This window comes from Spirulina sp. LEGE 11439, from assembly GCF_059821285.1.
The window spans coordinates 58,598-77,671 of sequence record NZ_JCAMRX010000002.1 but is presented as its reverse complement, the minus strand read 5'-3'; the positions used below and the strand labels follow the sequence as shown (position 1 = coordinate 77,671).

At 44.0% G+C, this 19,074-nt stretch carries 17 protein-coding genes; 7 read left to right on the top strand and 10 right to left on the bottom strand.

The window, feature by feature from the left end; all coding sequences use genetic code 11:
* Positions 1-29 precede the first annotated feature (29 nt).
* Complete coding sequence (gene folD, locus AC6RV6_RS01725; protein ID WP_500238473.1) at positions 30-899, bottom strand: bifunctional methylenetetrahydrofolate dehydrogenase/methenyltetrahydrofolate cyclohydrolase FolD; 870 nt, start codon at positions 897-899, stop codon at positions 30-32.
* Positions 900-971: 72 nt separating this feature from the next.
* Between folD and AC6RV6_RS01720 the strand changes: the two genes are divergently transcribed.
* Positions 972-1,307 (top strand): hypothetical protein, encoded by a 336-nt coding sequence (locus tag AC6RV6_RS01720; RefSeq protein WP_500238471.1) that lies wholly within the window; start codon positions 972-974, stop codon positions 1,305-1,307.
* A 54-nt stretch (positions 1,308-1,361) separates the two neighbouring features.
* Here AC6RV6_RS01720 and opcA read toward each other — a convergent pair whose 3' ends face one another.
* The 5 genes from opcA to AC6RV6_RS01695 form a co-directional block, all read right to left on the bottom strand.
* Entirely contained in the window at positions 1,362-2,729 is a 1,368-nt protein-coding gene (gene opcA, locus AC6RV6_RS01715) for a glucose-6-phosphate dehydrogenase assembly protein OpcA (protein ID WP_500238469.1), read from the bottom strand.
* Between the two features lie 69 nt (positions 2,730-2,798).
* Positions 2,799-4,328 (bottom strand): glucose-6-phosphate dehydrogenase, encoded by a 1,530-nt coding sequence (zwf, locus tag AC6RV6_RS01710; protein WP_500238467.1) that lies wholly within the window; start codon positions 4,326-4,328, stop codon positions 2,799-2,801.
* Between the two features lie 79 nt (positions 4,329-4,407).
* Positions 4,408-5,556 carry a transaldolase gene (gene tal, locus AC6RV6_RS01705; RefSeq protein WP_500238465.1) on the bottom strand — a complete coding sequence of 383 codons (1,149 nt, stop codon included), beginning with the start codon at positions 5,554-5,556 and terminating at the stop codon, positions 4,408-4,410.
* A gap of 135 nt (positions 5,557-5,691) precedes the next feature.
* Positions 5,692-6,777: a class 1 fructose-bisphosphatase gene (fbp, locus tag AC6RV6_RS01700; protein WP_500238463.1), complete on the bottom strand. Its 1,086-nt coding sequence runs from the start codon at positions 6,775-6,777 to the stop codon at positions 5,692-5,694.
* Positions 6,778-7,022: 245 nt separating this feature from the next.
* Positions 7,023-7,229: a ssl0294 family protein gene (locus tag AC6RV6_RS01695; protein WP_500238462.1), complete on the bottom strand. Its 207-nt coding sequence runs from the start codon at positions 7,227-7,229 to the stop codon at positions 7,023-7,025.
* Positions 7,230-7,499: 270 nt separating this feature from the next.
* Here AC6RV6_RS01695 and AC6RV6_RS01690 point away from each other — a divergent pair, with 270 nt between their 5' ends.
* The 3 genes from AC6RV6_RS01690 (at position 7,500) to AC6RV6_RS01680 (ending at position 9,693) form a co-directional block, all read left to right on the top strand.
* On the top strand, positions 7,500-7,721 hold the full coding sequence (locus AC6RV6_RS01690; protein WP_500238461.1) for a ferredoxin-thioredoxin reductase variable chain: 222 nt from the start codon (positions 7,500-7,502) through the stop codon (positions 7,719-7,721).
* Positions 7,722-8,029: 308 nt separating this feature from the next.
* On the top strand, positions 8,030-9,268 hold the full coding sequence (locus AC6RV6_RS01685) for an SBBP repeat-containing protein (RefSeq protein ID WP_500238460.1): 1,239 nt from the start codon (positions 8,030-8,032) through the stop codon (positions 9,266-9,268).
* 32 nt (positions 9,269-9,300) lie between these two features.
* Positions 9,301-9,693: a nuclear transport factor 2 family protein gene (locus AC6RV6_RS01680; RefSeq protein WP_500238459.1), complete on the top strand. Its 393-nt coding sequence runs from the start codon at positions 9,301-9,303 to the stop codon at positions 9,691-9,693.
* Positions 9,694-9,726: 33 nt separating this feature from the next.
* Here AC6RV6_RS01680 and AC6RV6_RS01675 read toward each other — a convergent pair whose 3' ends face one another.
* Positions 9,727-9,924, bottom strand: a complete 198-nt coding sequence (locus AC6RV6_RS01675) for a hypothetical protein (RefSeq protein ID WP_500238457.1) — start codon at positions 9,922-9,924, stop codon at positions 9,727-9,729.
* A gap of 161 nt (positions 9,925-10,085) precedes the next feature.
* On the opposite strand from AC6RV6_RS01675, the gene AC6RV6_RS01670 reads away from it, so the two are divergent.
* Complete coding sequence (locus tag AC6RV6_RS01670; RefSeq protein ID WP_500238455.1) at positions 10,086-12,233, top strand: Tex family protein; 2,148 nt, start codon at positions 10,086-10,088, stop codon at positions 12,231-12,233.
* A 189-nt stretch (positions 12,234-12,422) separates the two neighbouring features.
* The gene (locus AC6RV6_RS01665; RefSeq protein ID WP_500238453.1) at positions 12,423-13,406 is read left to right on the top strand and encodes a CAP domain-containing protein; all 984 of its coding nucleotides are present in this window, start codon (positions 12,423-12,425) and stop codon (positions 13,404-13,406) included.
* A 48-nt stretch (positions 13,407-13,454) separates the two neighbouring features.
* Here AC6RV6_RS01665 and AC6RV6_RS01660 read toward each other — a convergent pair whose 3' ends face one another.
* Complete coding sequence (locus AC6RV6_RS01660) at positions 13,455-14,654, bottom strand: histidine kinase (protein WP_500238771.1); 1,200 nt, start codon at positions 14,652-14,654, stop codon at positions 13,455-13,457.
* 260 nt (positions 14,655-14,914) lie between these two features.
* On the opposite strand from AC6RV6_RS01660, the gene AC6RV6_RS01655 reads away from it, so the two are divergent.
* Entirely contained in the window at positions 14,915-16,507 is a 1,593-nt protein-coding gene (locus AC6RV6_RS01655) for a glycoside hydrolase family 57 protein (RefSeq protein WP_500238450.1), read from the top strand.
* 32 nt (positions 16,508-16,539) lie between these two features.
* Here AC6RV6_RS01655 and AC6RV6_RS01650 read toward each other — a convergent pair whose 3' ends face one another.
* Together AC6RV6_RS01650 and AC6RV6_RS01645 are read right to left on the bottom strand one after the other, a co-directional pair.
* The gene (locus AC6RV6_RS01650) at positions 16,540-18,039 is read right to left on the bottom strand and encodes a protoporphyrinogen/coproporphyrinogen oxidase (RefSeq protein WP_500238448.1); all 1,500 of its coding nucleotides are present in this window, start codon (positions 18,037-18,039) and stop codon (positions 16,540-16,542) included.
* A 284-nt stretch (positions 18,040-18,323) separates the two neighbouring features.
* Complete coding sequence (locus AC6RV6_RS01645; RefSeq protein ID WP_500238444.1) at positions 18,324-19,067, bottom strand: DUF561 domain-containing protein; 744 nt, start codon at positions 19,065-19,067, stop codon at positions 18,324-18,326.
* Between the last annotated feature and the right edge of the window lie 7 nt (positions 19,068-19,074).

Here is a 19,074-nt window from a genome sequence, read left to right as displayed (position 1 = left end):
ATGATATGTTTTATTGAATTTCGAGACAATCATTTTATACACTTCCGAGCGTAACTCTGCACTGTATTATCTAATAACATTGCGACCGTCATCGGTCCTACTCCTCCCGGTACAGGTGTAATATATTCAGCAACTTCTTTAACATTTTCAAAATCAACATCTCCCACCAAACGTGATTTTCCCATTTCTTCATTAACAATGCGATTAATACCTACATCAACGACGATCGCATTCTCTTTCACCATTTCTCGCGTCAATAAATTTGGTTTTCCTACTGCTGCTACAACAATATCGGCATTGCGAGTAATATTGGGTAAATCTAAAGTTCGAGAATGTGCGATCGTCACTGTTGCATCTTTGGCTAACAGCATCAAAGCCAGAGGCTTACCGACTAAAATACTGCGTCCGATAATCACGGCATTCTTGCCGTTTAATGCAATATTATACTCCTCAAAAAGACGCATAACTCCTGCTGGGGTACAACTTTGCAGACCAATTTCCCCTCGTACCAAATGACCTAAATTAATAGGGTGTAAACCATCTACATCTTTATCAGGATGAATGGTATGTAATAAAGCAACAGAATCTAAATGTTGAGGAAGAGGAAGCTGAACTAAAATCCCATCTACTCGTTCATCTTCATTTAATTGCTGAATGACTTGCGTCAATTCTACTTGAGAAGTTTGTGCGGGAAAATGTTGACCAAAAGAAGCCATACCGATTTTTTGACAGGACCGTTCTTTATTGCGAACATAAGCTGCACTTGCCGGATTATCTCCGACCATGAGAACGGCTAAACCGGGGGGGCGACCCATTTTAGGCTGTAATGCTTCAATCTTGGTTTTTAATTCGCTTTTAATCTTTTTCGCGAGAGCTTTACCATCAAGAATAATTGTCATTGTTATTTATTATTTGTTATTTGTTATTGTTAGAGAGAGCGATCGCACTTTTCGTTTGAATTCTAGAATAAAATGATGTTTAATTATAGAAGTTTTGTCTTTCCTTTACTATTGCTGAGTTTAACCAGTTGTAGCTGGATCGGGACGCAATCGCTCGATCGCTTAACCCCAAAAGCAGCCGGTAGAATCATCTCGGTTAGAGGCAAAGCGATCGCACAAGCTCCCTTTCTCGATCGCGGTGCCTACCAACTGGTCAATAAAAATGGGCAAATTTGGGTGATGAGCAACCAATCTTTACCCGCGATCGGGACGACTGTAGAAATTCGAGGTCGAGTGGAATACCAGAGCATCCCACTCGACGGTCAGGAATTCGGAGAAATTTATCTCCAAGAACTGGACAGAAAGTAACTTATTGTTTGTTGTTGGTTATTTGGCCTCGAACAATCAATAAACAATAACAAACTACTCTTTCCGTAGTGCCAAAATCTGATTGGTAACGTTCATACTTTCCTCATAAAGCACTTCTCGTCCCCATCGTTGCAATTGCTGACCGAGTAACTGTTCGGTTTTTTGATCGGCAATGGAACTCACTTGATTGACACGACAAGACTGAGCGCCGCCACCCGCCTCCATTCGCATACATCCCGTGGTTTCCGAACAGAGAACCGTGCAGCAATCTGCTTTGGGGTTGGTGGAATTCAATTTCAAACTCACTAAATCCCCCGGAATATCTCCCCAATCTGCCGTTGGGATGCCTGCCAATTCTGCTTCGATTTCGCGTTGTTCTAAGCCGAGAAACTTCACCCGGCGAATATCGTAATCGCCGCCTTCATATTCGTAAGCGATCGGCTGCCATTGCAAGCGACTGGCCAACCATCCCAGATACAAGAAGGCTTGGGAAGGGTTGCCTTTTTCATAGTCCACCACCACACTATCGATCTCCCAAATGTCCGCCCGACGTTCCGGAGGATCGAAGGCTTCGGCGGCCAACTCTTGCCAAGCGGCAATACGTCGCCAATTCAGATCTGCGATCGCCACATTCTTCTCAAGCAAAGTTCCCAGATGATTCAGATCCGTTTCCGGGCGGTTAAAACTGCTCGAATCGACAATTACGTTATCGCAGACATCGGCCAAACGATTGAAGAGAGAAAACTTGGGTCGCGGTGTCGCTTTCCACCAGAGAAACTTAGGCAACTCGGGAATCAGGAGAGCCTCAATCACCCCTGTAATGCGCTCTAATGCCTCTGCCGTCCCGCTTAGGGTAATGTATTCGCAACAGACCAAAGTGCTACTGCCGCGCTTGTGAATAGGGCAGTACGCCGAAACCTGAACCGATACCCCTTTATCTTCCCCGAGAACTGGACAGAGAGTAATAATGCGACAGGGATTAGAAGCGGCGATCGCGTCCGCAAGTCCGGCTCCTTCAGAATCAGGAGAATACTGTAACGCCGTTCGCAAATTTTCTGGCGTTTGTTTATCGAGATCCGTGAGTTTCTCAAACTCTTGTTGTAAGCGCACGGATAAAGCAGAATCATTTCTGCCCGTAACGTCGAGTCCATAAGCCTTTTGAGCCGCCTTAATCGCCGCTTCCGTCCGCACTCCAGCAATGCCGTCAATCGGACCCGTATAGAAACCTAAAGCCGCCAAATACTGTTGCGTACCATCGGGTTCGTAGACCAAAAAACTAAACGTAGTTGCCCGCGTTGCTGCAAGGCCATCCTCACCACTGCCGTAACTTTGCCAAATCTCTCGTAAAGAGGCTTCAATCTCATCGATCGATACATCTTTCGGGGCTTGCAAGGAAACCAAAGGAGGCGCTTCTGTAGCCATAATCTCTTACCCTTCAATGAACTGGTGACTGGTGACTGATAACTGGTGACTGGTGACTGGTGACTGAGTTTAAAGTCTGCGCCAGCGACGACCATCGCGGTTGATGAAAAATTCCGCTTCCGTCGGCTGCCACGTTCCCGCTTCGTATTGGGGTACAGTACTCGGGTCGGCTGGGGCATCCCAAGCACTCAAAGCTGGCGTAACCACCCGCCACGCTTCTTCTACCTCATCGGCACGAGTAAATAAGGTTTGATCCCCTAACATGCAATCTAAGAGAAGGCGATTGTAAGCATCTGCTGTCGCCATACCAAAAGACGAACCGTAGCTGAAGTCCATATCCACCGATCGCGTCCGCAAGTCCGCCCCGGGCATTTTCGCTTCAAAACGTAAGGAAATCCCCTCATTCGGTTGAATTCGCATAGTAAGAACATTGGGATGGGTTTGTTGGGCAGCAGATTGGAAAATTAAGAGGGGAACCTCTTTAAATTGAATGGCAATTTCGGTTACTTTTTTGGGCAATCGTTTCCCGGTTCGCAGATAAAAAGGAACTCCCTTCCAACGCCAATTATCTACTTCTAATTTCATCGCTACAAAAGTCGGCGTAGTGGATTCGGGATTGACATTGGGTTCCGTGCGATAACCCGGGATAGGCTTGCCTTTCATCCAACCCGCCGAATACTGTCCGCGAATGGCAGAACGATCTAGGTTATGGGTATCGGCAAGGCGAGTGGCTTGCAATACTTTAACTTTCTCATTGCGAATGCTATCGGCATCAAGAGAATTGGGTGCTTCCATTGCGGTAATGGCAAACAATTGCAGGAGGTGGTTTTGTACCATATCCCGCAAAGCCCCCGAGGTTTCATAATATCCCGCCCGATCTTCTACTCCCACGGTTTCCGCAACAGTAATTTGCACGTGATCGACAAATTGACGATTCCAGAGAGGTTCAAAAATCGCATTCGCAAAGCGAAAAACCAAAATGTTTTGCACGGTTTCTTTGCCGAGATAATGATCGATGCGATAAACCTGTGCCTCTTGGCAAACTTCTTGGACGACTCGGTTTAAAGATTTGGCACTTCCTAAATCTTTCCCAAAAGGTTTCTCGATCACCACGCGATTTTTAACGGGATCGCTTATCATTCCCGCCGCCCCAAGATTTCGCAAACCGGGTTTGAAAAATCTCGGCGAAACCGATAGATAGAAAACGCGATTGCCTCGCGTCCCTCTTTCCTCGTCTAGTTCTGCTAAAAATGCTTTTAATTTTGTATAGCTGTCCGGCTGATCCATATTACCGGAACAGTAATACAAACCTTTGGCAAATTCATTCCAGAATTCTTCTCCACCCAAACCGCCGCCAAATTCTTCAATACCTTGGCGCATTTGTTCTCGGAAGTAATCGTGACTCCAATCCCGACGGGCAAACCCAACTACGGTAAGTTCTGGGGGAAGCCTGCGTTCTTGTTTGAGTCGATAAATTGCCGGAACGAGTTTGCGTTGAGTGAGGTCGCCGGATGCACCAAAAATGGTGATAATAAGAGGTTCGGGAGTGCGTTCTTGTTGCAATCCAACCCGCAGGGGATTTTCGAGTAACGTTACCATATTTCAGTTATCAGTTATCAGTTATCAGTTATCAGTTAGCAATTACTGAATGAGTCACTCGTAATTGCTAACAAAACGATTAAACCGCAGCCAATTGTTTGACTTTGGTTTCGAGGGAGGACATGAGGGACTCGAAGGGTTTGATAAATTTATCGATGCCTTCTTCGAGTAACTCGTTCATTACTGTATCGAGGTCGATCGCAACTTCCACATCTTTGAGGGTTTTGATGTATTTGTAGGCGGTATCGAGGTCGGATTCGATACGGTTGGCGGGATCGCAATGATCGGCGCAGGCTTCGATGGTGTTGGGAGGAAGGGTGTTCACGGTATTTTCTCCGACTAACTCATCCACGTACATGACATCGCTGTAGTCGGGGTTTTTGGTGCTGGTGCTGGCCCAAAGGAGGCGTTGGACGGTTGCGCCTTTATCGGCAAGTGCTTGCCAGCGATCGCTACTGTAAATTTCTTTATATTTTTGGTAGGCAACTTTGGCGTTGGCGATCGCAATTTTGCCTTTGAGGGCGATTAATTTTCCGGCGGTATCTTCGCTGACCCCTTCTTTGAGTTTTGCATCCAGCATTTTATCGATTTTTACATCGATGCGGCTGAGAAAGAAACTGGCAACGGAGGCAATTTTACTGATATCTTTGCCTTCGGAAACTCGTTTTTCCAGTCCCTTAATATACGCCCAAGCTGTATCGATATAGCTTTGTACGGAGAAAAGCAAGGTGACATTCACGTTAATTCCTGCTGCGATAACCGCTTCCACGGCGGGTAATCCTTCCGGAGTTCCGGGAATTTTAATCATGACATTTTCTCGACCGATCGCTTCGTAATAACGAAGGGCTTCTTTAATGGTGCTGTCAGTGTCTTTAGCGATGGTGGGAGGAACTTCAATACTGACATAACCATCGAGTCCTTTGCTTTCTTCATAAACGGGTTTGAATACATCGCAAGCATTGCGAATATCATCAAAAACGAGGGATTCGTAAATTTCTAGGGTTGATTTCCCGGCTTTGATTCCGGTGGCGATATCTGCATCATAAATCTGGTTTCCCGCGATCGCTTTCTCAAAAATTGCTGGGTTAGAAGTGATCCCGACAATTCCTCGCGATCCGATGAGTACTTTGAGTTCGCCAGATACGATTAAATCTCGACTCAAATTATCCATCCAAATACTTTGATGGAAATCTTGTTCGATTTGCAAGATCGGATTAGCGGCTGTCATAAAATTAAGCTCCTGTTTTGTCGAGTAACGAGTAACGAGTAATGAGTAATGAGTGGAAAATTGGCGTATTTCAGCGTTCTTCCGAGTTGAAATTTTTTTCTCTGCCCTCCGAGTTGAAACTCCTTCATCCCCGAACTAACGCACCGAGATCGCCTCGGTTTCCTCGCGTTTGCTACGGTCTTGAATAAACGATTCAACCAGATTCACATCTTCGGTCGAACCGATAATCAAAGGTGTACGCTGATGCAATTTTTGGGGAATGAAATCTAAAATCTCTTCATTACCAGTACTGGCACGACCTCCTGCTTGTTCTAGCAAAAACGCCAAAGGTGCGGTTTCATAAAGCAAGCGCAATTTTCCTTCTGGATTTTTCACGGTACCGGGATAGAGGAATACGCCTCCTTGTAAGAGAATGCGGTGAATATCTCCGACTAAAGCGCCGCTATAGCGTGCCGTATATCCTTCGTGACGATGAACGTACCGATTATAATCGCGAATTGATTCTTCCCATTGCCAGAAATTGCCTTCATTGACGCTGTAAATGGGGCCGTGTTCGGGGATGGTAATATTTTCTTCTGCTAAGATAAACTCTCCCAAACTGGGATCGAGAATGAAAGAATGCACCCCATCGCCGACAGAATACACCAGGACTGTTGAAGGTCCGTAGAGAATATACCCGGCTGCTAGTTGCTTGCGTCCGTTTTGTAATAGATCTTGTGCTTCTCCATTGAGATCGTCGCCTTCTTGTTGGCGAATGGAGAAAATCGACCCAACGTTCAAATTAATATCAACATTAGAAGAGCCGTCGATAGGGTCATAGAGTAAGGTATAGCGACCGATCGGACAGTTTTCAGGAATGTAGTAGGGTTTCTCCATCTCTTCGGAAGCAAGGCGACAAACCAAACCACTTTGCTTGAAGACTGAAATAAAAACCTCATTAGCATACATATCCATGCGTTTGACGGATTCCCCTTGAACGTTGGTTTCTCCAGTAAATCCGAGAGCATTCTCCATCAGTCCAGCCCGACTCAAACGCCTGGCGATGAGCTTGCCCGCTAGGGCAATGCGGTTCATAATGGCGCTGATATCTTGTGCCTCGGGAGAGAGTAGGGAAGAGGCGTGTAAAGTTTTAACAGTTTGCTGGAGAACGTGGCGAGAGAGGGTGGTACAATCTCGGTCTAATGTCTGTTCGTGAGCCAAGGTTTGCTCTGGATTTTCCATAAATTTCCCCTTTCTGTGCGAATTAAATGGGGGAGATCGGCCTTAATGGTTTGTGAGTTGGGGGAATTTAGCAAGCGAGAACAATCTCAATAGCCTCTTGATTGTTCAATCGTTACCGCGATCGCCTTCTCTAAATCCGAATAAACAACATTGAACCAGAAGCTCTCCCTTTTTATTATGATAGGGAGGCTTTGAGGGAACGGGGCTTAACTTTACACTCTTTCAAGATTAAGGATATCGCCGACTCATTCAATTTCGATCGATTGGGGTTTGTTCTCGTCGCGATCGCTGCCATTATGGGTTGATTTTGTCCCACTTTGCTCATCCAGCCAGCTTTTCAAGGGATCTTCGTTGAGATTGAGGTGCAACGCCCCTGCCACGAATCCTCCCGCAAAGGCAATCGGATTTTGCAGGAATTCTTTCCCGAGGGGGAGGAGTTCTTCAAAAAACATAGGAAATCTCCACAAAAATTCATATTTTGTCATTATCCTAGCTCGACTTGAGGATTTTGGGGCATTGAGGAGCAGAAAAAAACATTCCCTAAGCCGGAGCAATCCGGTTAAAGCAGTAAAAATAGGGAACATTCAAGATCGGGACGCTCCTATGCAACAATGATAAAGGCGCTCGGCAGATGGAAGCGGGATATCTAGTCCACCCTCCGAAAGCGATCGCGCCTAACCCCAGATAACAAAACACCGATAAAGAGGAGAGACGAGAGTTTTATGAAAGTTGGCGATCGCGTCCGAGTTAAAGAATCCGTTACGGTTTACCATCATCCCCAAAATAGAAAACAACCGTTCGATCTCAAAGGAATGGAAGGAGAAGTTACGACAATTGTTCAAGAATGGCAAGGTAGACCCGTTAGCGCTAATTTGCCCATTCAAGTCCAATTTGAAAAAAAGTTTCGCTCTCATTTTCGTGACAATGAATTAGAGGTGATTTAATTGGGGGGAGTTTGATTGGGAGGCCAACTTGATATCCTCCCCCTAATTGGCGAACAATAAACGGCGAATCACGAACAGTGAATGCACCAATTTTTTCCAGTCTTAATCTTTATTTAAACCAGTTTTAATTTAATCAATTTTTTATCAGTTTTAAATTGTTGATAGAAAAATCTATTTTTTACGGTTGATTAGATACCTCAAAACTTTGAAGAAATAATATTAAACTCTCCCGCTTTATCGATTGTCTTGCTAAAGTAATACCCAGTAGATTGATTACCATTCCACGAGCAAGAAATGGGCGCGAGAAAATGAATATTGTTATTGATTGGATCAAGCAACTGGGAACGTCTCAGGATGATTCGGCAACGGGAATCGCCGTCGATCGCTACGGAGATGTTTATATTTCTGGGCGCACCTTTGGAGAACTCGCACTCGAAAACCCTGCTGGGGCTGAAGATGCTTGGTTGGCGCGATATAATGAGCGGGGCGATCGCATTTGGCTGCGACAAATCGGAACCGCAAGCGATGATTCTGCAGCAGGAATTGCTCTCGATCGCCAAGGTAATATTTACACAACCGGACGAACTTTTGGCGCGATCGCCCGAGACTTCCACAAAGGGGATGAAGATGCTTGGCTGGCAAAGTACGATCCTCAAGGGCAACAAATTTGGATCGAACAAATCGGCAGTGCAAATGATGATTCAGCAGAAGCGATCGCCCTCGACTCTGACAACAATATTTACATTACCGGTCGAACTTTTGGCTGTCTCGACGCAGAAAATCACAGCAAAGCTGAATATCACGATGTTTGGCTGGCTAAATACGATCTGGACGGTCGGCAGCTTTGGGTGCGTCAATTGGGGAGTTTTGGAGCCGATCGCGGCTATGGAGTCGCAACCGATCGCAAAGGTAATGCTTATATTACCGGTAGTACGACGGGTATTCTCGAAGCAGAAAACGGGACGGGAGGATTAGATGCTTGGCTGGCTAAATACGATCCCGATGGTAACAAGCTGTGGATTCGGCAATTGGGCAGTCCCTCGGGTTATGATTCTTCTGCGGACGTGGCGACGGATTTAGACGGTAATGTGATTATTACGGGTTATACCTCGGGGACTTTAGACGCGATCGGGGCTGCTGGATATTACGATGCGTGGGTGGCCAAATATAATCCTAACGGCGATCGCCTCTGGATTCGTCAACTTGGGAGTTCGAGTTATAGCTACGATGCAGCTTGCGCGATCGCGACAGATTCGAAGGACAATATTTATCTCACTGGGAATACTTCGGGAATTTTAGAAACAGGAAAGCGAGTACGCGGGATGGATGTTTGGGTGGCAAAATACGACGCATCTGGGAATCGCCTCTGGGTGAAACAATTGGGGAGTTCCGGTTACGATGGGGCTTCAGGAGTAGCGATCGATGCTCGCGGTTATATTTACATTACAGGAAAAACTTCGAGCGATATTGAAGCCGGGAATGCTGCCGGAGGTGAAGATGCTTGGATTGCTAAATTACATGAGGAAAAGAGCGACGGGAGCGAGTAAAATAGAAGCGATCGCTTAGCATCTAGAATTGTATGTCAGCCGAACAAATTCAACAGGTTCTCGAATCGTATTTCTCAGAAATTTCCCGCATGAATGGAGAGGGGTGGGTAAAAAATTTTGCAGGAGATGCGATCGTCTGCGATCCTGTCGGCAAACCCTCGATGAAAATCCATGAGGAATTTGAGAAATTTTTTGCGATTATTACCCGCTTCTACGATTCCTTAGAAGTTACACCAGAAGAAATTTTTATTGCTGGGGATGGGGCGGCAGTAAAATGGAAAATGAAGGTTACGGCCAAGAATGGCAAACAAGGAACGGCGGTCGGAATTGGTGTTTTTGAATTTAATCATGAAGGAAAAATTCAAAAGTTATCCTCTTATTGGGATGAAGCAAAATTATTGGCGCAGATTAGCGATCGCAGTTAATTTCAATCTATTAAGCGATCGAGTCTTTCTAAATTAAGAGTCTGGTGAACTGCTAATAAAGTCTGTAAAAATTTTTGTTAAGTCGTCAATTAAATATTTCTGCAATACTTGTTTGATTTCTTCAAAAGTTAAAGCAGTTTTCACGTAATTTCCTAAATTCAATATTTTTAGAGTTTCTTCTTCATAATTATTGAGTAATCTTTCGATCATCGTATCTTGTATTACCATCATCCCGATCTACTTTTTTGACCGAAATATATTTTTGATCGGATAAAAAAGACATGATTAAATTGAAGTTGTTTAAACAACTTAACCGAACTAAGATACTTTTTGCTTATATTATAGCATAAGTACAAACAAAATCAATCTTCTTACTTGAGAAATATCCTAAAATGCTCGAACTCGTTCCCATTCTGGCGAAAGAATTAGCCCTCAACTCCAAAAATATTACCAGTGCTTTAGAGTTGTTTGCAGAAGGTGCAACAATTCCCTTTATTGCGCGGTATCGGAAAGAACGAACGGGAGGACTCGATGAAATCCAACTGCGAGAAATTAGCGATCGCTATGCCTACTTAACCGAATTACAGAAGCGAAAAGAAACAATTTTAACTGCGATCGCAGAACAAGACAAACTCACCCCAGAACTCCAAACCAAAATCGAATCCTGTTGGCTGAAAAATGAACTAGAAGATATTTATCTCCCCTATAAACCCAAACGCCGCACTCGGGCAATGCAAGCGCGAGAAAAAGGACTTGAACCTCTTGCAGAACGAATAAAATCTTTAAATAAAAAGAACGCTCCGACTGTTCCTTTAACCCGAGAAGCTGAAAAATATATCAACGCAGAACAAGAAGTGAATACTGCCGAAGCAGCCTTAAAAGGAGCAGCAGATATTCTTGCGGAAGAAGTTGCCGAAAAGTCAGAATTACGCGCTTATTTACGGGATTATTTGGCAAAACAAGGTGTTTTTACCTCGAAAATCAAAAAAGATTATCCCGAAGGCAGTACCAAATATGAGATGTATCGAGATTATCAAATCAAAGTCGCTAAAATTGCTCCTCATAATATTCTTGCTTTGTTACGTGGAGAAGCAGAAAAAATTCTCTCGGTGAATATTGCTTATGACGAAGAATTCGTGCAATCTTATTTAGAATCTCAAGAAATTCGCAGCAAAAATCCCGAAATTCGGCAATTTTATCGGGAAATGTTGGTAGATGCCTTTAAGCGTTTAATGAAAAATTCCTTACTCTCAGAAATTCGCAGCGATCGCAAAACCTATGCCGATCGCGAATCTATTAAAACTTTTGCCGAAAACTTGCGAAATTTACTCCTTTCCCCTCCAGCCGGAATGAAACCAACAATGGCGATCGATCCGGGATTTCGCACGGGATGCAAGGTTTCTCTATTAGATAAAACAGGAAAATTCATTAAATATTGCGCCATTTTTCCCCATACAGGCGAGGCAAAACGTCAAGAAGCTGCAAGAATTGTGCGGAAATTTATCGAGCAGTATAAAATCGAATTAATTGCCATTGGTAACGGCACTGCTTCCCGAGAAACCGATCGCTTTATGAGCGAGGTTTTAACTAAAATATCCCAAAAACCCGTTAAAGTTATCGTTAATGAATCCGGTGCATCTATTTATTCGGCCAGCAAACTCGCTGCTGAAGAATTTCCCGATCTCGATGTTACAGTCAGAGGTGCTATTAGTATCGGTCGCCGCCTGCAAGATCCCCTCGCAGAATTAGTTAAACTCGATCCGAAATCTATTGGCGTGGGACAATATCAACACGATGTCGAGCCAAAACTCCTGAAACAAAAGTTAGCCGAAACCGTCGAAAGTTGCGTTAATTATGTGGGAGTCGATCTGAATACGGCCTCCAAAGAACTATTAACTTTTGTATCTGGTCTCACTCCTGCGATCGCCAAAAATATCGTTACCTATCGAGATAAAAATGGTGTATTTAAAAACCGTCACCAACTCTTAAAAGTGGCAAAATTGGGACCGAAAGCCTACGAATTAGCGGCAGGATTTCTTCGCATTCGCAATGGTGAGAATCCTTTAGATAATACTGCGGTTCATCCAGAAAGTTATGAGATTGTTGCCGCGATCGCTAAAGATTTGCAACTGTCCTTAACCGAAATCGATCGCGTCGGAGATCGTATCGAGCGCCTCTCCCTCGATCGTTATATTAGCGATACCATTGGATTGCCTACCCTACAAGATATTCTCAAAGAATTAAAAAAACCGGGACGAGATCCTCGCGAGCGCTTTCAATATGCCACGTTTAAAGAAGAAATTCAGGAAATTAGCGATCTCAAATCGGGAATGGAGTTAGAAGGAATCGTAACGAATGTTGCCAATTTTGGTGCTTTCGTTGATATGGGAGTTCATCAAGACGGATTGATTCATATTTCTAAAATGGCCGATTATTTTGTCCAAGATCCGAAAACAATTGTTAAAGTCGGCCAAGTGGTCAAAGTCAAGGTGCTAGAGGTCAATGCAGAATTAAAACGAATTAGTTTAACCCTTCTCTAGAAAACAAGGAACAAATAATAGACAATGAGCAACAGAGCATAAAGAAGGGCAAGAAGAAAATTTGCCGATTACCTTAGCCTCTATAATGGTTTTCAACAGCAAGCGATCGAGGGCAAAGTCTTCTCAACCCCTATTTTTCGTCATTCCTTTCGTAATTCATCGATCGCTCTAACCAACAGAACGCGCGTTATGTTTATTAAAAGTCGTTTTACCCGTTTGCCAATTTTAACTTTTTTAAGTTTTGGGTTAATTGTCCTGAGTTCGGAGTCAGTCCGTGCTGACTTATCGCCGCTTATTTTTCCCTCGGACACTTTACCTCGCTTCAACTTAGAAGATCGTAACTCTCTCATTTTGGGGCAATCTGAAGAACAAGATAGTCCCGAAGCAACAGAAGACAGAGAAAACTCTCGTCCTCTTGAGATTCTTTTAGAATTGGTCAATACAGAACGAGAAAAAGTCGGTGTAGCTCCATTAAAACTTAATTCTCAACTTGAAGAAGCTGCTCAAAATCACGCTGAATATATGGCGGAAAATGATTCTATTAGCCCTGTTGATTCAAGAGAAATTGGTACAAAAGAACGAGTTGCAGCAACCGGATATGTTAGTGCGAGCGTTATTGAAAACCCTGGAATCAATCACATTCAACCGCAAGAAATCCTCACACAATGGTTAGATAGTCCGGGATATCGGCTGAATTTGCTCAATCCAGAATATACAGAAGCCGGATTGGGTTATGCCAACAATCCTACTTCGAGATTTAAACATTATTGGTCTCTCGTGTTGGCGGTTCCGGGTGCAAACGATACCGCAGTGGTTTCTCCTCCACAATCGATTTTACTACAGGAAGAAGGAGAGTTAACCGATGAAGATCCCGTTCTCCCTGTAGATGGAAGTCACTACGATCTATATAGTTTTCAGGGCAAAGCTGGGCAAGCGATCGCGATTAATTTAGAGAGTACGGAATTTGATACCTATTTGTTTGTCTTGGATGACAAAGATCGGCAACTTTATGAAAATGACGATATCAGCGAAGATAACAAAAACTCTCAACTCACCATTGTTTTGCCTCAAGATGGAATTTATCGAATATTAGTGAATAGCTACGATCCCAATAGTCGCGGACGCTATAAAGTGAATGTAGAAGAAATCGTGGAAATAGAAACAGAACTTTAAACCGCAACAAAAAAAGTCAAATCAAAAAGTTACAGCTAATATGCTAACTTATTGATAAACAGGAAGGGTAAAGTGAAAGCAACTGCCGCGATCGCTGGGACTATCCACCCAAATTTGGCCATAATGCGCTTGAATGACTTGTCGGCATAATGCCAAGCCAATGCCAAAACCTTCTTGCGCTTCATCGCGCTCGAGTCGAAAATGCCCCTCGAAAATGCGATCGCGTTTTTCTTCAGGAATTCCGGGTCCCGTATCGCAGACACTCACTTGCATTTTTTGGGTTGTCCGATGCAAAATCGAGAAGCTAATTGTCCCGCCAGTGGGAGTATATTTAATGGCATTGTCCAGTAAATTAGCCAAAACCTGAGAAATCAACTCCGGATCGGCATAAACATTCGGCAGATCTTGCGGCAAATCTTTTTCGAGATATAATCCCTTGCTTCGCAAGCGACTATTAAATTGTTTGAGAAAGTCTGCACAAAAACTAGATAGATCGAGACCTTCCAATTTTGGTGAAAATTCTCCCTCTTTCACCTTTGCTGCTTGTAAAATATCCCCAATCATGCGGTTCATCGTGCGAAACTGCGTGCGAGCCTGCTTGTAAAGTTGCGCCGTCAAAGCAGCCGCTTTCTCACGATCTTCTTGATTTTGAGCTAGTTCTAAGGTTTCTAAGGCGATCGAAGCAGCCGTTAAAGGACTGCGAAGATCGTGAGCGAGCATGGCTAGAACGCGATCTTTAAAGTGTAACTGCTCGAGTAACTCTTCCTTTTCTTTCTGTAAGCGAAAGATTTCGTCACCCAAACGGATTCTTTCTGGATAATAGCCATTACCATTAGCCGAAACGGCATTCTGGGCTGGAGAAACTGATTCTGAAATGACTTTTTGTGAATTTAAATATAACTCCTTTAAATCTTGCTTCCATTGTCTCCACCATTTTTGCAATTGCGCCACTAAATCGCCACCTGCCAGAATATGTCTCGGTTTGGGATTGATTTTGACTAAAGAAGGCGTGGCCACTAGCCGAAAATGTTCAACTAAGTCCGGACGTTCTTGTACCTCAAGGATTTCTAGCACAAAAGGATAATTCTCTTTTGCGCTTTCCTCTTTTAATTGTTGTAGGCAATCTTTGATTTCTCGATTGCGTTCGGTGGAACCGGAACGCTTGTCAACAAATAGCAAGAGGTGGAGAGTATCGGGAGACTCGATACAAGGCTCGATCGCGAGGGGCGAAGTTATCTGCTGATTTATCTGCTTGCCAGTGGGTTCTAGCACGGATTCAAACACCGATTTGCTCTAATCAAGGTCTACTTGGCGTTGTCACTCAAGAATAAAGACGTTTATTAATATTATCTTAATATCTTTTGCCTCAATCGACCATATTTCTGCACGATCGCCCTCAATTAAACCGCAAAGAAGTTTTTTCGCTTTAGCACCCCATCCAGCTTAGAATCTTTAAATAGTCTAAATTTTTTTGCTCGCCAGCAAATTATCCCATCCCCGAAATTACTATGGCTCTTGGCTATCTCGCCCTCGTTCTGCACGCGCATCTTCCTTTTGTTCGCCATCCCGAAAGCGATTACGTTCTAGAAGAAGAATGGCTCTTCGAGGCGATCGCAGAAACCTACGTTCCCCTACTTCATGTTTTTGAAGGCTTGAAGCGAGACGGCGTTCAGTTTCAACTCACCATGAGTTTGACCCCGCCTCTCATTTCCATGTTGCGAGATCCTTTGCTCCAAGACCGTTTCGACGCGCATCTCGCCCAATTACAAGAACTGGCAGAAAAGGAAATCGATCGCCATCAGCATAACGGTCATTTCCGTTATCTGGCGGAATATTATGCCCGAGAATTCCAAACCGTCCGCAGCACTTGGGAGCGTTACGATCGCGATTTAGTTAAAGCCTTTAAACAATTTCAGGACAGCAATAATCTCGAAATTATCACTTGCGGCGCAACCCATGGCTATTTTCCCTTAATGAAAATGTATCCCCAAGCCGTGTGGGCGCAACTGCAAGTCGCTTGCGAACATTACGAGGAGCATTTCGGACGACCTCCCAAAGGGATTTGGATTCCCGAATGCGGCTACTATAACGGCTTGGAACGAATGCTCGCCGATGTAGGCTTGCGCTATTTCCTCACCGATGGTCATGGGGTTCTCTACGCCCGTCCCCGTCCTCGCTATGGGACTTATGCTCCTATTTTTACAGAAACTGGAGTAGCAGTATTTGGGCGAGATCAAGAATCTTCGCAACAGGTTTGGTCGTCTCAGGTGGGATATCCAGGCGATCCCGAATATCGGGAATTTTATAAAGATTTGGGCTGGGAAGCAGAGTACGAATATATTAAGCCCTACATTATGCCCAACGGTCAGCGAAAAAATACGGGCATTAAATATCATAAAATTACCAGTCGCAATTCGGGATTGGGAGAGAAAGCCCCTTACGATCCCTATTGGGCGAAAGAGAAAGCCGCAGAACACGCGGGAAATTTCATGTTCAACCGAGAACGACAAGTGCAGCATTTATCGCAACTGATGGAGCGATCGCCGTTGATTGTCTCTCCTTACGATGCCGAATTATTAGGACATTGGTGGTATGAGGGGCCTTGGTTTTTAGATTTTCTCTTCCGTAAAACCCATTTTGACCAAAATACCTACGAAACCATTCATCTCGCCGACTATTTGCAGCGCGAACCTACCCAACAAGTGAGCTATCCCGCCCAGTCTAGTTGGGGTTTTAAAGGATTTCACGAATTTTGGCTTAATGAAACCAATGCTTGGATTTATCCTCACTTACATAAATCAGCAGAACGAATGATTCAGTTAAGTTGCCGAGAAGCTAAGGATGAGTTAGAGAAAAAAGCCTTAAATCAAGCCGCACGGGAATTACTTTTAGCACAATCTTCCGACTGGGCGTTTATCATGCGGACGGGGACGATGGTTTCCTATGCCACACGACGGACAAAATCTCATTTGATGCGTTTTAATAAGCTCTACGAAGATATCAAGCAAGGTAGAATTGATTCAGGCTGGTTAGAAAAAGTCGAGATTCTCGATAATATCTTTCCTAATATAAATTATCGCGTTTATCGACCCTTAGTTTGACAAATTGGCGATCGCAGAGAGATTGTTTTATTTCAAGCTTGTTCCAAATACTCATTGACATTTTCTGCGGCTTGAAATCCACTTGCGATCGCGCCATCTAAAGTTGCATAGACTAAATAATCACCAGCGAGAAAAAGAGGACTATCTCGAAGTATTTCATCGGTATAAAGAACTTCCAGAGTATCAGCATAATTGCGATTGAAGACTGGAAAAGCATAAGGAAACCGTTGAATATCTTGTCCTAATACTTGGCTGCGAATATCAGGGTAATATTTTTCTAAATCTTTGAGAACGCGATCGCTGATTTCTGCGTCAGACATTTTTAACAAAGAACGATCCTTGGCATCTTTAGCAGCGATATAAACTCCTAAAATTGCCTTGTCATTATAGGAAATATCGACTTGTGTGCGAATGGCATCGTAAAGGGTGACAAAGAAATCATCCAAACAAGAAAGTGTCCATGCGTCCTTCCAAAGGCGATCGCGCAAGAACAAATTAACCGTCACGTATTCTGCATATTGAATAGATTTTAGTACGTTTTTAACCTTGTTGGCAAAACCATTGGTGACAAGGCGATCGCTAATCGGTGCAGGGGTGGATAAAATAACTGTTTTTGCTTTAACTGAAACTTCTTTCCCTTCTCGTTCGTAAATAACAGTCACTGCTTCATCTTCACTCACTTCAACTTGACGAACTTTTGCTCCCGTGACTGCGTTTGTAGCTAATCTTTGCGCTAACACCTCAACTAACTCGTAAATACCTCGCGAAAAAGTATAAACCTCACTCTCATCTGCTTCTTCAGGATCGGGCAAATTATAAGCCATTTCGGGAATATTAAACAGTACAGAAAGCTCGTTATTTGCCGCACCAAATAAACCGCGATTTTCAATGTCGATATATTGCTGAATCACCGGATCGATATTGAGTTGGTTTAACCATTCTGCCATTGTTTTCCCATCGTATTCTGCTAAGTGCTTGAGAGGAGTTATCTCGCGATCGCCTAATCCAGAAAAGAGATCGTCTTCGATGCGATCGTTTAACTGAGATAATTTCTCCTCTAAACGCCAATAATCTTCATGTGTTTCCTCATCCAGAAAATCGAGAATATTTTCCCCATGATGAATTTTTCCTTGATAAGCGATCGCATCAGTAGGAGGCGGCATTTTAATCGCTTTTAGACCCAATTGTGAAAATAAGCGGGCGGATTCTCCTTCCGGTTTCCCGAGATATTCAGTCCCTTTCGGATAATGAAATCCTTCCCATTCTCCCGAGACAATTCGCCCTCCCAAAGAGGATTCTTTTTCCAATAGTAAGATATTTTTATCTTTGAGCAAAAAAGCTGCTGTCAGCCCGCTAATACCACCACCAATAATTATAGTATCATAGAGAGTTTCCTCACTTTTATTCTTACTAGGTTGTGCGGATAATTGGGAACAACTCCCCATTCCTAAACTGCCAGATAATCCTACTAATAAATACAAGAGATTGCGTCGTTTTATTCCGAAGGAAGAAAAGCGCTGTTTTTTGTTCATTGGAGAACTTGCATATTTGCTGCAAGAATTATTTTTTATTTCCAGTTTTCAAACATATGGCGGACGATTCACGATTGTGTATACCGAGCCAATAGGTAAAGTGTACTTCTATTTACTCGCTTCCTTCAAATGTTTCACTTTATCACTAAGACTATGACGCTTGAAATGATCGGAAAAATGCAAATTGAGAGAAAAAACCCGCAATAATTATACAAGATTGCGGGAAAGTCAATAGATTGTAATAAATCTTAAATGACAAGGCTATACCTTACTAAACGATACGGCTATGCGATCGCACTCGTTGCGGAAACCGTCCCTAACGCCTCAACCAAGCGACGCACCGCAGCTACCATTGCGACCTCGCTCTTCAGTTGATTGATAGCGGAACCGACTCCCACTCCAGAAGCCCCCGCCGCGATCGCCATTGGCACCGTCACATCTGACAATCCCGAAGCACACAACACCGGGACAGAAACCGCTTGAGAGATTTCCCGTGCCGCCGCCAAAGTGGGAGCCGCTTTTTCAATTAACCCTAAAGTTCCCGGATGCTGGGGAGCTGCACTAGTTCCGCCTTCCGTTTGGATAATATCTGCCCCTTCAGCGACCAACGCCTCAGCGAGGGCAACCTGACGATCGAGCGTCAAAATATGAGGCACCGTCACCGAAAGCGTCACATTCGGTAACAAAGTACGAGTTTGCCGCGTTAGCGCCAAAACTTCCTCAGCTTCAAATCGTCGTCCTGCGGCGTAAAAACTGTCAAAATTGCCGATTTCAATGAGATCTGCCCCCTCTGCCATTGCCCTGACGAATTTTTCCGGTTCGACTGCCGAAACGCAAATCGGTAAATCTGTCAGTTGACGTGCCATCCTCACCAACTCAGGATCTGCGGCAATATCCACAAACGTCGCACCGCCTGCCGTTGCTGCTTTCACCGTTGCCCCCACGCGATCGCGATCGAAATTATTCAAGCCGCTAATGACTTTGAGAGCATTTTTACGCACAAATGCCTGTTGTAATTTAGAATTCATACTTTTA

What these genes read in the sequence shown, in the direction of transcription:
- folD (WP_500238473.1), bottom strand. Translation starts at nt 899, where the DNA reads ATGACAATTATTCTTGATGGTAAAGCTCTCGCGAAAAAGATTAAAAGC.
- AC6RV6_RS01720 (WP_500238471.1), top strand. Translation starts at nt 972, where the DNA reads ATGATGTTTAATTATAGAAGTTTTGTCTTTCCTTTACTATTGCTGAGT.
- opcA (WP_500238469.1), bottom strand. Translation starts at nt 2,729, where the DNA reads ATGGCTACAGAAGCGCCTCCTTTGGTTTCCTTGCAAGCCCCGAAAGAT.
- zwf (WP_500238467.1), bottom strand. Translation starts at nt 4,328, where the DNA reads ATGGTAACGTTACTCGAAAATCCCCTGCGGGTTGGATTGCAACAAGAA.
- tal (WP_500238465.1), bottom strand. Translation starts at nt 5,556, where the DNA reads ATGACAGCCGCTAATCCGATCTTGCAAATCGAACAAGATTTCCATCAA.
- fbp (WP_500238463.1), bottom strand. Translation starts at nt 6,777, where the DNA reads ATGGAAAATCCAGAGCAAACCTTGGCTCACGAACAGACATTAGACCGA.
- AC6RV6_RS01695 (WP_500238462.1), bottom strand. Translation starts at nt 7,229, where the DNA reads ATGTTTTTTGAAGAACTCCTCCCCCTCGGGAAAGAATTCCTGCAAAAT.
- AC6RV6_RS01690 (WP_500238461.1), top strand. Translation starts at nt 7,500, where the DNA reads ATGAAAGTTGGCGATCGCGTCCGAGTTAAAGAATCCGTTACGGTTTAC.
- AC6RV6_RS01685 (WP_500238460.1), top strand. Translation starts at nt 8,030, where the DNA reads ATGAATATTGTTATTGATTGGATCAAGCAACTGGGAACGTCTCAGGAT.
- AC6RV6_RS01680 (WP_500238459.1), top strand. Translation starts at nt 9,301, where the DNA reads ATGTCAGCCGAACAAATTCAACAGGTTCTCGAATCGTATTTCTCAGAA.
- AC6RV6_RS01675 (WP_500238457.1), bottom strand. Translation starts at nt 9,924, where the DNA reads ATGATGGTAATACAAGATACGATGATCGAAAGATTACTCAATAATTAT.
- AC6RV6_RS01670 (WP_500238455.1), top strand. Translation starts at nt 10,086, where the DNA reads ATGCTCGAACTCGTTCCCATTCTGGCGAAAGAATTAGCCCTCAACTCC.
- AC6RV6_RS01665 (WP_500238453.1), top strand. Translation starts at nt 12,423, where the DNA reads ATGTTTATTAAAAGTCGTTTTACCCGTTTGCCAATTTTAACTTTTTTA.
- AC6RV6_RS01655 (WP_500238450.1), top strand. Translation starts at nt 14,915, where the DNA reads ATGGCTCTTGGCTATCTCGCCCTCGTTCTGCACGCGCATCTTCCTTTT.
- AC6RV6_RS01650 (WP_500238448.1), bottom strand. Translation starts at nt 18,039, where the DNA reads ATGAACAAAAAACAGCGCTTTTCTTCCTTCGGAATAAAACGACGCAAT.
- AC6RV6_RS01645 (WP_500238444.1), bottom strand. Translation starts at nt 19,067, where the DNA reads ATGAATTCTAAATTACAACAGGCATTTGTGCGTAAAAATGCTCTCAAA.